We start from the raw sequence: 12,329 nt of genomic DNA, 5'->3' as shown, positions 1-12,329 counted from the left end.
CACTCAGGGGCAGGCGGCGGAGCTCAGCGGTCGCCGGCTCCGACGCCGTGCATCGATGCCAGGTGCCGGCGCAGGTCATCGAGGCGCAGCATGCCCGTGCGGGACGTGTCGGCCTCGCCGAGATAGACGCGCTGGAGCGCGACGACGACCGCCTCGGCCACGTGGTCGAGCGTGTGCGGGTTCGCGAGGGCAGCAGCGTCGCCCTCGTGGCTGAGGTAGCCGACGTCGAGGCGCACGGCCGGCATCCGGGTGCGCCGCAGCAGCGGCCAGGTGCGTGCGTGGGTGCGGCAGTCGGTGAGGCCCGTGCGGGCGACGACCTCGCGCAGCAGCAGGTCGGCGAAGTGCTCACCGATGCTCGACCACCCGGCGTGGTCGCCGGCGCCGTAGAAGTAGGTCGCGACACCGTGGGCCGACCCGGTCTGCGAGTGGTCGGTGTGCAGCGACAGGACGAGGTCGGCGTCGCACGAGTTGGCGAAGGCAGCGCGCTCCTCATCGGTGCCGCCGTCGGTGACCTCGGTGTGCGTGAAGACGACACTGACCCCGTGGGCCGACAGGCGGCCCTCGATGCGGCGGGCCAGGTCGAGCGCGAGCCGCGCCTCCTCGAGACCGAGGTGCCCGCAGGCGCCGCGGTCGGTGCCGCCGTGCCCGGGGTCGACGACGACGGTGCGCCCGCTCAGGCTGTAGCCGCTGCGACGGATGCTCTCTCGCTCGCGCAGGGCGCTCGCCGACCCGCCCACGACCGAGCGGCGGAGGCCGGCGAAGGCTCGCATCGTCTCGGGCCCGACGGTGCCGTCCGACTCGAGCCCGAGGGCGGCCTGGAAGGCCCGCACGGCCGCGTCGGTGGCGGGTCCGTGGATGCCGTCGACCTTGCCGGGCGTGAAGCCGAGCTCGGCGAGGCGGGACTGGAGGGCGACGACGTCGTCGCCCTCGACGAAGTACTCGGGGATGTAGCGCAGCACCCGGTCACCGAGCGTCCAGCGCGCCCCGTCGAGGACGGCATACGTGTGGCGGCCGACGACGCCGTCGACGAGCAGCCCGCGACGCTGCTGGAAGGACTTGACCGCCTGCTCGACCCGCTCGTCGAAGATCGGGTCGCCATGGCGGTCGGCGTGCCCGGAGCCGCCGGGGAGGTCACCGGTGAGCACGAGGCGCTCACAGACCGCCGCGACGGCCGGTCCGGCGTCGCCGCGGCGGAGCGCGATGGACGGTGGTGGGGTCATCTCGGCTCCCTCCTCGAACTGGTCGCCGACAGGTCACGGTGGCGTGGCTGGCCGTGTGCAGCGTAAACGGCACAGGGGTGGCAGCGCATCCCAGGAGGACACGCGCCACCCCTGCGGGGGCGTTCTGGAGCCGGCATCGCCGACCGCGCGTTGAGCACGCTCAGGCGATGAACTCCTCGAGCTCACGGAGCAGCTTGGGCTTGGGGTGCGCGCCGACGATCGTCTTGACGACCTGGCCCTTGACGTAGACGTTGAGCGTCGGGATGGACACGACGCCGTAGCGGGCGGCGGTGTCCATGTTGGCGTCGGTGTCGAGCTTGACGACCTCGATCTTGTCGCCGTACTGCTCGTTAATCTCCTCGAGGATGGGGGCGACCTTGCGGCACGGGCCGCACCACGTCGCCCAGAAGTCGACGAGCACGGGCTTCTCGCTCATGAGGACGTCGTCGGCGAAGGTGGCGTCCGTCGTGTTCTTCAGGGCCATGGAGGTTCCTTTTCGGTATGCCGCGGGGCTGGGCTGGGTGGGTCTGGCAGGTCTGTCGTCGAGGTTACGCGGAGGCACCGACGGTCACGCTCGGCACGGCGATCTCGCCGGAGTCGGTCTCGTCGATCGCGGCAGCCTCGGCGGCCGCAGCTTCGGGGCTGGTGGTGTCCTCGAGGGCGGCGAGGTAGTGCTCGGCGTCGAGGGCGGCCGCACAGCCGGAGCCGGCGGCGGTGATCGCCTGCCGGTAGGTGTGGTCGACGAGGTCGCCGGAGGCGAAGACGCCGGGCACGTTGGTGCGGGTGGACCGGCCGTCGACGAGGACGTAGCCGGCGTCGTCGGTGTCGACGACGCCCGTGATGAGCTCGTTGCGGGGGTCGTGGCCGATCGCGACGAAGAGGCCGGTGATCGCGAGCTCGCTCGTCTCGCCGGTGACGCTGTCGCGCAGGGTCACGCCGGAGAGCTTGCCCTCGCCGTGGATCTGTGCGACCTCGGAGTTCCACGCGAAGCGGATCTTGTCGTTGGCGTGGGCGCGGTCGGCCATGATCTTGCTCGCGCGCAGCTCGGAGCGCCGGTGGATGATCGTCACGGTGCGGGCGAACTTCGTCAGGAAGGTCGCCTCCTCGATGGCGGAGTCGCCACCACCGACGACGGCGATGTCCTGGTCGCGGAAGAAGAAGCCGTCACAGGTCGCGCACCACGACACCCCGTGGCCGGAGAGCTCCTTCTCGCGGGGCAGACCGAGCTCGCGGTAGGCCGAGCCCATCGCGAGGATGACCGAGCGGGCCCGGTGGACGGTGCCCTCGCTGTCGGTGACGGTCTTGATCTCACCGGTGAGGTCGACAGCGGCGACGTCGTCGGTGACGAGCTCGGCGCCGAAGCGCTCGGCCTGGGCGCGCATGCCGTCCATGAGGTCGGGCCCCATGACGCCGTCCTTGAAGCCGGGGAAGTTCTCGACCTCGGTGGTGTTCATCAGCGCGCCGCCTGCCGTGACGGCACCCTCGAAGACGAGGGGGGCGAGGTTGGCGCGGGCGGCGTAGACGGCAGCCGTGTAGCCGGCGGGGCCGGAGCCGATGATGATGACGTTGCGGACGTCGGACATGGTGCTGCTCCTGATTGCTGCTCTCGGGTTCGCGGCCCGACCTTCCGGCACACCGGTGGTTCGTGGCTGCATAGGCCTCAACCGATCCTAGGCGGTCGATGTTCCCACACACGGGAGCTCACGGCCGTGAACGGCCTGCGCCCCCGTGGACCCCCGAACCACGCCTGCGTGGGGACTCAGGGGGCGGGACGGTCAGGGGACGGGGGTGGCGCCCGCCAGCGCGGTGACGTTGCCGGGAGCGCAGCTGCGCTCGACGGCATACGCCGTGCTCGTGCCGTCGCGGGTCACGACGATGACCGCCGCCGGCCGCCCCTCGAAGCTCGCGAGGTCGAGGCTGACCGCCCCACCGCCTGCCCCGATCGCGTCGAGGCAGGAGGCCAGCCCGACCGGCGTCGCGATCGGACCCAGCGAGGGGGACTCGGCTGCGAGGTCGGGCAGCGGCGTGGCCGGGTGGTCGAGCAGGTCGCGCGCCTGAGCGCCGAAGGTGCCCGAGCGGTAGTCGGTCGTGCTCAGCTGGATGTGCGGGTTGCCCACCGCGGCCGGGGTTGCGCTGGTCGTTGTGATGCTCGGCGTCTCTCCCGCGACGACGGCGGCCGGGCTCGGGCGCTTCGTCACGTGCAGTGCCGATGCGCCCACGGCCACGACGGCTGCCGCGGCGGCGACCGCGGCGACGGCGACCCACGGCCGCTGCCGCCGACGGCTCTCGAGCGGCACGACGGCTCCGACCGCGCCGCCCGTGCCTTCGGTGCCGTCCGTGCCGGCGAGCGGGCCACGGCTGACGCGAAGGCGTGCCTCGTCGGCCAGGGCGGCCGCGATCCGGTCGGAGACGACACTCGGCATCGGCGCGCCGCCCGCACCCTGACCCGCCTCGGCGAGGAGGGCCCTGACGCGGGCGTCGACGGCAGGGTCGAGGGGTGCCTCGGACCCGGACGGCTCGCCGGGTCGGTCGGCAGGGGTGGGGTGCTCGGACTCGTCCACGGGTGAGGTCCTTCGTGCGATGTCGCGGGTGGTTCAGGGGTCAGGGTCGGCAGGCCGGAGCCGCCGGGGTATGCCGGTCGCCGCGTCTCCGACGATGCGTGGCCTCACGAGGTTCCATCGTTCTCAGACCCCGTGTGCCACGGCCGCTGGCGCTGACCCTCACCGTTGCGCCCACCCGTCGCCCACCCGTCGCGCACCGGCCTTGTCATCCGGGCTTGACGACGAGTCCGAGGTGCTCGGCGAGGGCCGCTCGCCCGCGGGCACACCGCGACTTGATGGTTCCCTCGGCGACGCCGAGGATCGCGGCCGCCTCGGCCACCGGCACCGCGTGCATGTCGACGAGGACGAGTGCGGCGCGCTGCCCCTCGGGGAGCTTCGCGAGGGCCTCCTCGATGTCGAGGCGCACCTCGGTGGAGGCGTGGTCGTCGTGGCGGTCGGCGAGCTCGAACTCGGGCAGCTCGCTCGTCGGCCGGCGCCGGCGCAGGCGGTCGAGGCAGGCGTTGACGACGATGCGGTGCAGCCAAGTGGTGACGGCGGCCTCGCCGCGGAACGAGCCGGCGCGGCGGAAGGCGGCGATGAAGGCGTCCTGCACGCAGTCGGCGGCGAGCTCCGGGTCGCGGACGGTGCGCAGGGCGACCGCCCACATCCGGTCCTTGTGCCGGCGGAAGATCTCCCCGAAGGCCGTGGCGTGGCCCTCGACGTGCAGCTGGAGCAGCTCCGCATCGCTGAGGCCGACGAGGTCACCGGGCGGGGCGCCGCCGCCCGGCTCGGTGAGCGCCACGGTCAGCGCACCGTCACTTCGTTGATCTGGGCTCGGTAGCGGGTCGGGGACTCGGCCGGGGCCGCCTTGGTGACGAAGACGATGAGCGTCGTGCCCGGCTCGAGCTTCTTCGAGGCCTTGATCGTCACCGTGCCCTCGGCGCCCTTGGCGGAGCCGACCTCCTGCGCGCCGCTGCGCGAGGTGCCGTTGGTGAGGTAGACGGTGACGTCCTGCTTGGCCGGCAGGACGAGCTCGACCTCGCTGACGGCCGTCGGCTGGCTCAGGGTGAGGATGACCCCGACACCCTCCTTGCCGCCGTTGTATCTGGGCGTGCCGTACCACCGCGACTGCCAGCCGGTGCTCGGGTCGCCGTCGTAGACCTTCTTGACGTTCTGGTCGGCCTCGGTGCCGTCCTGCTCGTCGTAGCCGGTGCCGCCGACGATCGACACGGGCGTGGCCGGGGGAGCGGACGACGACGTCGGGGCGGGCTCGCTCGTCGTCGGCGCTGCGGAGCTCGAGGTCGAGCGGGTCGCCGTGACGGTCACCACGGCAGCAGCGGTGTCGCCGTCGCTCTTGCCGATCTTGGCGACGTTGTTGATGCCGATGATGAGGGCCACGATGACGAGGACACCGACGATGGCCAGCGCGATGCGCGACTGGGTGCCCGACGGTCGCTCGGGGGCATCGCGGCCGAAGACGGGCAGCGGCGGCTCGAGGTCGGTGTCGGGCGCCTCGTCGAGCGCGTCGGTGAGGGCGATCTCCTCACCGTCGTAGTCGTCGTCGGCGGCGGAGTGTGCGGCCCGGCGCTCGGCGGCGCGGGCGGCGGCCTTGTCGGCGGCGGCCCGGGCGAACGAGCCCACCCGGTCACCGATGGCAGCGGCGGCACCGGCTGCCGCAGCCCCGGCAGCGGCGAGGCCGGCCGTGCCACTAGCGCCACCCGAGGCCGCAGCCCCGGCGGCTCCGGCAGCGGCGCCCGCCCCACCGGCAGCAGCGCCGCCGGTGGACGATCCGCTCGCGAAGGCCCGGGTCTCGTCGGCGCCGCCGACAGCGGGGATGACGTCGGTCGAGCCCTCGGCGCGGGCGGCACCGGCACCGGCAGCGCCAGCGGCACCGACAGCGGGCAGGACCCGGGTCGAGCCGGCCGACGCGCGCGGGGCGGGCAGGCGGATGCCGCTGGCCCCGTCGGACTGCGGTGGAACGGAGGGCCACGGAGCGATCTGGAGGGCGAGGTCGCCGGGCGACAGCGGTCCGCGTCGGCCGCCGCTGCTGCTCAGGGTCATCCGGCAGATGAGGTCGAGGTCGTTGGGCACGCCGGTGACGATCTCGGAGGGAGCGGTGACGCCGCCCACGACGGGTGGCGCGTTCTCGAGCCCGGTGCCGGCAGCGGGTCCGGGGCCGACGAGGCCGTCGTCGACCGAGACGGCGGGCCAGCGTCCGGTGAGGCCGGCATACGCGACCTTGACGAGCCCGACGGCATCGGCGCGGGCCGCCTGCTCGTCGGAGATGCGGTCGGCGCCGGTGAGCACGGCCTCGGTGGCGAGGCCCCGCACCTTGACGGCGCCGTCGGGCATGCGCAGCACGGTGCTCGGGGTGAGAGCGAGGTGGTGCAGCCCGCGGTGGCTCGCCTTGTCGAGGGCGCTCGCGGTCTCGCCGGTGAGCCGGCGCACCTCGTCGGCGGAGAGGCCGCCCGACTGCAGCAGGTGCGAGAGCGGCACGGCGCCGGTGAGCGGCTCCTCGACGACAAAGGCGATGCCCTGGTCGGTGCCGACGTCGAGCACGCGCACGAGGCGCGGGTCCTCCACGCCGGCAGCGCGGCGTGCCGCGTCGAGGGCGGCGGCGGCGATCGGCGACGACGCCGGGAAGCAGACGAGGACGACCTCTCGCTCGAGCGTGTGGTCGCTCGCGCGCCAGCGCTCGTGGGAGGGCGCCTCAGACGTGCGCAGGGTGACGGCATACCGCCCACCGAGAAGTGTCCCGGGTCCGACCCCTTGCATGCGTCACCCCTCCCTGATGTGGCCGCGGCCAGCGCTGCCGCTGGGTTTGCCCGTCATCCTAGGCGGAATCAGCGCGGATCCATGTCCTCGCCAGCGGCGTGTGCGGCGGTGACCGCCTCGATGTCCTCGATCTCGTCGATGCGCGACGTGCCGCGCAGGACGGTGCGCGCGATGCCGGCGAGGAGCACGAGCCCGACGAGCGTGCCGCCGACCCAGTAGATCGTCGAGTCGAGCGGGTTGGCCTGGACGCGGATGGCCGCCGGGGTGCCGATGACGGTGCCGTCGGCCGTCGTGAGGTAGGCGTTGATCTCGACCTTGCCCGCGGCGACCGCTGCCACCTGCACCGGCACGATGGCGCGCGACCCGGGCTGGATCGTGATCGGACCCGGCTGCTCGATGATCTGGATCCGTGGGTTGTTGGGCACGAGCTCGAGCCGGATGTCCTCGACGACGTCGTCGAGGCCGTTGACGACCGTGACCTGGAGGGTGCCGCGCTCGGCGAGCAGGTTGACGCTGCGTGGGACGACGCGAATCGCCCGGGTCGCGGCGGTGATGTCCGAAGAGACGGAGGTGCCGAGGGTCGTCCAGCCCGCCCGGTTCCAGCGCCAGCGGGCGCTCGTCAGCTCGTCGAGCAGCTCGCCGTAGGTCGCGGCGACCACGGCGCCGTTCGCGAGCACCTCGGAGACCGAGAGCATCGTCGACCGCTGGGTCGACATCTGGGCGAGGCGCGCGGTCGTCAGCGTCGGGGCGGGAGCGGCCGAGGGCGGGGCCTGGGCCGGGCGCTGCTGGGCCAGGGCCCGCGCGGAGGCGCGGTCCGTGAGCAGGCTCGTCGCGTCGACGGGCTCGAGCCAGGGCACGCTCGAGGTGGCCTCGAGGAAGGCGGAGAGCGCGCGCGGGTCGGTGTCGTAGGTGCGCGGCGCGACGACGAGCGCCGAGCGTGGCGTGCCGCCCCGCTCACCGAGCAGCACGAGCGACTCCGCGAGGTAGCGCTGGGTGGCGAGCACCGGCGTCGGGTCGCTGCGCTTGGGCAGCTGGGCCGAGAGGCGGGAGTCGTAGCCGAGCAGGCGCGTGCCGCCGGCGGCCACCCGCCGCGCGGTCGGGGTGAAGGGGGAGTCCGCACTGATGGCGCGCTGGTCGACGACGATGCCGGCGAGCTTCTTGACGGTCGAGCCCGCCCAGATCGTCTTCAGCTGCTTCTCACGGCCGTTCGGCAGCAGGCCGTCGACCGGCCAGGCGATGTCGCCCCTCGCCGCCCTGCCGAGCTCCTCGGCGACGAGCGACGACCGCCCGACCAGGGTGCGCACGGGTGGGTCGGTAGGGTTGATCGCACCGCTCGCCGCGACGTCGGCATCGGCATACGGCAGGGCGATGACCGGGTGGCCGCGCAGGGCGGCGGCCAGCTGGTCGGCGAGGCCGGACACCACGGCGTCGGGCCCGGCTGCGGCGCCCGTGCCGACCGCGCCCGGGGTCGCTGTCGCCGACGGCGTCGCGCCTGCGCCGCCGGACGTGGCGGCAGGGGTGCCCGACGGTGAGGGCGTCGCGGCCGGTGTGCCCGAAGGTGCCGTGGTCGTCGGAGTGCCGGTGGACCCCGTGGACCCCGTGGACCCCGTGGACCCGCTCGACCCGCTCGACCCGCTCGACCCGCTCGACCCGCCCGCCCCGCCGGCGCCCTCGACGGCCGGGCCGAAGACCGAGGGGTCGACGGCGAGGGTCACCCGCGAGCCCTTCGTGCCCTCCACGAGGCGGCTGAGGCGAGAGCCGGGACCGATGACCTTCGCCCAGGCCGCGTCGCGCACCGCCTGCTCCTGCGAGAAGAGCGCGACGACGGGGTCGAGGGTCACCGGCATGAGGGTGGCGACCTGGATCGGCTCGAACTCCTTGCGGGAGTTCCAGGCGAGGAAGGTGCGGGTCATGCCGATCGGGGCCGACGCCCCCTGCTGCTCGACCTCGACCGAGATCGGCAGCACGGCGAAGGCCTCGGGGGTGCGCAGCTCGGCGACGGGCACGACGACGGTGAAGGGGGCCTCGTCGCCCGCCGCCACGTCAGCGAGGGTGGTCTCGGCCACCCGGCGCCCCGAGCTCGTCGTGCGCCCCGACGCCCAGTCGTCGAGCGCTGTGCGCGTCGTGATGTCTCTCGAGCCGAGGCGCACCTGCACGGTGGGGGCCGTGAGCGGCCCGGTCAGGGGGGCGGTGACGATGCCCGTGATGGTGACGTCGGTGCCGGGCTTGACGACCGTCGGAGTGACCTTCGTCAGTGTGATGAGCGCCTTCGTGCGGTCGGGCTTGACCGCCGAGACCACCGGCGGGAGCTGCGCAGACGGCGTGGTGGACAGGTCCGGAAGAGCCGGGTCCGCGACCGCCCCAGCCGACCTGCCGAGGGGCAGGCCGAGGAGGGCGATCAGGACGACGAGGGCGGCGACCACGACAGGCGTCCTCCCGCGGCGCCCCCGTATGCCCGGACGCCGCCACCTCCCGCCGGTCACGCCGTGCCTGCCAGCCGGTTCCAAGCCGTCTGCGCGATGCGACGCTCGTTGGGGAAGGTCAGGCGGCGGTGCACCTCGTCGAGGCGCATCCAGGCCACGTCGATGGCCTCGTGGTCGGGGTCGTTCTCGATAGAGAGCTCACCGCCGAGGGCCTCGAGCAGGTAGTGGTGGACGTACTTGTGCACGCGCTTGGTCGACGTCGCGAACCAGTAGTCGATCGTGCCGAGCTCGACGAGCACCCGCCCCACGATGCCGGTCTCCTCGGCGACCTCGCGCGCTGCCGTCTCGACGAGCGTCTCGCCCGGCTCCACGTGACCCTTGGGCAGGCACCACTCGATGCGGCCCGCCCGGTTGCGTCGCGCGATGATGGCGATGAGGGCGCAACCGTCCTTGACGTCGACGACGATGCCCCCCGCGGAGCGCTCCTCGACCGCGGGCAGACGCCTCCCCTGCACCGGGGTGGGGAGGGGCTGCGCGCTCACCTCGCCACCATAACCGGGTTGTCCCCGTCGCCGCCTTCGTCCCGACCCTCCCACGCCGCCTCCCGTATGCCGTCCGGCCCCCTCCCGTATGCCGCGCCACCCGCCGTCCGACCGCCGTCCGGCCGTCTGCACCCGGTGGGGCACGGCGGCATACCGCGGTCGCGTGGTGAGGGGCGCGGGCCGAGCCGTCCGCGCGCGACCGGGCGCGGCGGCATACGTCGGTCGGCGGGTGCCCTCGCTCGCCTAGGCTGACGTGGTGCCTGATCGACCCCTCAGCCCCGCCGCCACGACGGCGCACCGCCCCCTGCTCGAAGCGGCGGTCGCTCGGCTAGCCCCGGTGCTGCCGATGCTCACCGAGCTCGGGGAGCTCTTCGCGGCCGCGGGGCACGAGCTGGCCCTCGTCGGCGGCCCGGTGCGCGACGCCTTCCTCGGCCGGGTCTCGCCCGACCTCGACTTCACGACCGACGCGCGGCCCGACGAGATCCTCGAGATCGGTGCCCGCTGGGCCGACGCCCACTGGGACATCGGCCGAGACTTCGGCACGATCGGGCTGCGCAAGGGCCCGCTCCAGCTCGAGATCACGACCTACCGGGCCGACGTCTACGACCGCACGTCACGCAAGCCCGAGGTGATGTTCGGCGACACCCTGGAGGGCGACCTCGTGCGGCGCGACTTCGCCGTCAACGCGATGGCGATCCGGCTGCCGAGCCTCGAGTTCGTCGACGTCCACGGGGGCCTCGACGACCTCGTCGCCCGGCGCCTCATGACGCCGGCGGCGCCGGAGGAGTCCTTCGCCGACGACCCGTTGCGGATGATGCGGGCCGCGCGCTTCAGCGCCCAGCTCGGTTTCGAGGTCGCGCCGCAGGTGCGCGCGGCGATGACCGAGCGGGCCGCGACGCTCGAGATGATCTCGGCCGAGCGGGTGCGCGAGGAGTTCAGCAAGCTGCTGCTCGCGCCCGAGCCGCGGGGCGGGCTCACGCTGCTCGTCGACACCGGCCTCGCCGACGTGTTCCTGCCCGAGCTGCCTGCGCTGCGGCTCGAGGTCGACGAGCACCACCGGCACAAGGACGTCTACGACCACTCGCTCATCGTGCTCGAGCAGGCCATCGACCTCGAGGGCCCGCCCGACGGCCCGCCCGAGTCGGTGCCCGGCCCCGACCTCGTGCTGCGCCTCGCCGCCCTGCTCCACGACATCGGCAAGCCGGCGACGCGGCGCTTCGAGCCCGGCGGCGGCGTCTCCTTCCACCACCACGAGCTCGTCGGCGCCAAGCTCGTCAGCAAGCGGCTCAAGGCGATGCGCTTCGACAAGGACACGACGAAGCAGGTCGCGCGGCTCGTCGAGCTGCACCTGCGCTTCCACGGCTACGGCGACGGGCAGTGGACCGACTCGGCCGTGCGGCGCTATGCCACCGACGCCGGCCCGCTCCTGCCCCGGCTGCACCGGCTCACCCGCTCGGACTGCACGACCCGCAACGTCCGCAAGGCCCAGCGGCTCTCCCGCGCCTACGACGACCTCGAGAAGCGGATCGAGCGCCTCGCCGCCGAGGAGGAGCTCGGGAAGGTGCGCCCCGAGCTCGACGGCAACGAGATCGCCGAGGCGCTCGGCATCAGGCCCGGGCCGGTGCTCGGACAGGCCTACAGCTACCTGTTGTCGGTGCGCCTCGACGACGGGCTGATCGGCAAGGACGCCGCCCGCGCCAGGCTCCTCGCGTGGTGGGCGGCCCGCTCCGAATGACGCGAGCCTGACTGCAGCGTGGGCGGGGGGCGACCGGGGCGTGACCGGGGCGGCCCTGAGGGGCATGGTGGGGTCATGAGATATCTCGATGTCCCGGGCCTCGGCCTCGTCAGCAGGGTCGGTCTCGGCACCTGGCAGTTCGGTGCGCGCGAATGGGGCTACGGCGACGACTACGCCGACCGCGCCGCCCGCGACATCGTGCGCCGCGCCCTTGCGCTCGGGGTGACGCTCTTCGACACCGCCGAGGCGTATGCGTTCGGCCGTAGCGAGCGCATCTTGTCGCAGGCGCTGGGCGAGGACCGCCACTCCGCCGTCGTGGCGACCAAGCTCCTCCCGATCGCCCCGTTCCCGCCGATCGTGAGGAACCGGGCGCACGCGAGCGCGACCCGGCTGCGGCTGCCCCGCATCCCGCTCTACCAGGTGCACCAGCCCAACCCGCTCGTGCCCGACAGCATCATCATGCGCGGCATGACGCCGATGCTCGACGAGGGCCGGATCGGCGCCGTCGGCGTCTCCAACTACTCCCTCGAGCGATGGCGCAAGGCCGACGCCGCGCTGGGCCGGCCGGTCGTCAGCAACCAGGTGCAGTTCTCGCTCGCGACGCCCGCCCCGCTCGAGGACCTCGTGCCCTTCGCGGAGCGCGAGGACCGCATCGTCATCGCCTACAGCCCGCTGGCCCAGGGTCTGCTCGGTGGGAAGTACGGCGTCGACCACCGTCCCAGCGGGGTGCGTGCGGCCAACCCGCTCTTCGGCACCGAGAACCTGCGCCGCATCGAGCCGCTCCTTGCAGTGGTGCGGGAGGTCGCCGACGCCCACGGCGCGAAGCCGGCCCAGGTGGCGCTCGCGTGGCTGCTCGGCCTGCCGCAGGTCGTCGTCATCCCGGGCGCCTCGAGCGTCGAGCAGCTCGAGTTCAACGTCGCTGCGGCCGACCTCGAGCTGCGGCCCGACGAGCAGCAGGCGCTCACCTCGGCGGCGCAGGCCTTCACCCCCGTCTCGGCGGGGCGCACCCTCGTCGACAGCCTGCGCGAGCGTTTCTGACTGCACGGCTTGTCGACAGCCCTGCGGGCGCCGCGACGTGGAGTCCTCCCCATCGC

10 protein-coding genes are annotated in these 12,329 nt (G+C 73.6%); 2 read left to right on the top strand and 8 right to left on the bottom strand.

The genetic code is table 11. The annotated features are described in order from the left end of the window. Window positions 1–23: 23 nt before the first annotated feature. The 8 genes from FHX52_RS18145 to FHX52_RS18110 form a co-directional block, all read right to left on the bottom strand. Window positions 24–1,220, bottom strand: a complete 1,197-nt coding sequence (locus FHX52_RS18145) for an N-acetylmuramoyl-L-alanine amidase (protein WP_141823811.1) — start codon at window positions 1,218–1,220, stop codon at window positions 24–26. A gap of 160 nt (window positions 1,221–1,380) precedes the next feature. After that, window positions 1,381–1,704: a thioredoxin gene (trxA, locus tag FHX52_RS18140; protein WP_141823810.1), complete on the bottom strand. Its 324-nt coding sequence runs from the start codon at window positions 1,702–1,704 to the stop codon at window positions 1,381–1,383. A 64-nt stretch (window positions 1,705–1,768) separates the two neighbouring features. Further along, a complete protein-coding gene (gene trxB, locus FHX52_RS18135; RefSeq protein WP_141823809.1) occupies window positions 1,769–2,803 on the bottom strand; it encodes a thioredoxin-disulfide reductase in 1,035 nt (344 codons plus the stop codon). A gap of 192 nt (window positions 2,804–2,995) precedes the next feature. After that, a complete protein-coding gene (locus FHX52_RS18130) occupies window positions 2,996–3,781 on the bottom strand; it encodes a hypothetical protein (protein WP_141823808.1) in 786 nt (261 codons plus the stop codon). 205 nt (window positions 3,782–3,986) lie between these two features. Next, on the bottom strand, window positions 3,987–4,562 hold the full coding sequence (sigM, locus tag FHX52_RS18125) for an RNA polymerase sigma factor SigM (protein ID WP_141823807.1): 576 nt from the start codon (window positions 4,560–4,562) through the stop codon (window positions 3,987–3,989). A gap of 2 nt (window positions 4,563–4,564) precedes the next feature. Beyond that, window positions 4,565–6,535 carry a protein kinase family protein gene (locus FHX52_RS18120; protein WP_141823806.1) on the bottom strand — a complete coding sequence of 657 codons (1,971 nt, stop codon included), beginning with the start codon at window positions 6,533–6,535 and terminating at the stop codon, window positions 4,565–4,567. Window positions 6,536–6,603: 68 nt separating this feature from the next. Then, on the bottom strand, window positions 6,604–8,958 hold the full coding sequence (locus FHX52_RS18115; protein ID WP_141823805.1) for a DUF6049 family protein: 2,355 nt from the start codon (window positions 8,956–8,958) through the stop codon (window positions 6,604–6,606). A gap of 56 nt (window positions 8,959–9,014) precedes the next feature. Then, window positions 9,015–9,500: an NUDIX hydrolase gene (locus tag FHX52_RS18110; RefSeq protein WP_141823804.1), complete on the bottom strand. Its 486-nt coding sequence runs from the start codon at window positions 9,498–9,500 to the stop codon at window positions 9,015–9,017. Window positions 9,501–9,756: 256 nt separating this feature from the next. On the opposite strand from FHX52_RS18110, the gene FHX52_RS18105 reads away from it, so the two are divergent. Then, window positions 9,757–11,235: a CCA tRNA nucleotidyltransferase gene (locus tag FHX52_RS18105; RefSeq protein WP_246070218.1), complete on the top strand. Its 1,479-nt coding sequence runs from the start codon at window positions 9,757–9,759 to the stop codon at window positions 11,233–11,235. A gap of 75 nt (window positions 11,236–11,310) precedes the next feature. Then, on the top strand, window positions 11,311–12,273 hold the full coding sequence (locus tag FHX52_RS18100; protein WP_141823802.1) for an aldo/keto reductase: 963 nt from the start codon (window positions 11,311–11,313) through the stop codon (window positions 12,271–12,273). Window positions 12,274–12,329 lie beyond the last annotated feature (56 nt).

The organism is Humibacillus xanthopallidus, assembly GCF_006717145.1.
In the GTDB taxonomy this organism is placed as follows: domain Bacteria; phylum Actinomycetota; class Actinomycetes; order Actinomycetales; family Dermatophilaceae; genus Humibacillus; species Humibacillus xanthopallidus.
The sequence above is the reverse complement of the archived record's forward strand: the minus strand, read 5'-3'. Positions and strand labels throughout refer to the sequence as shown.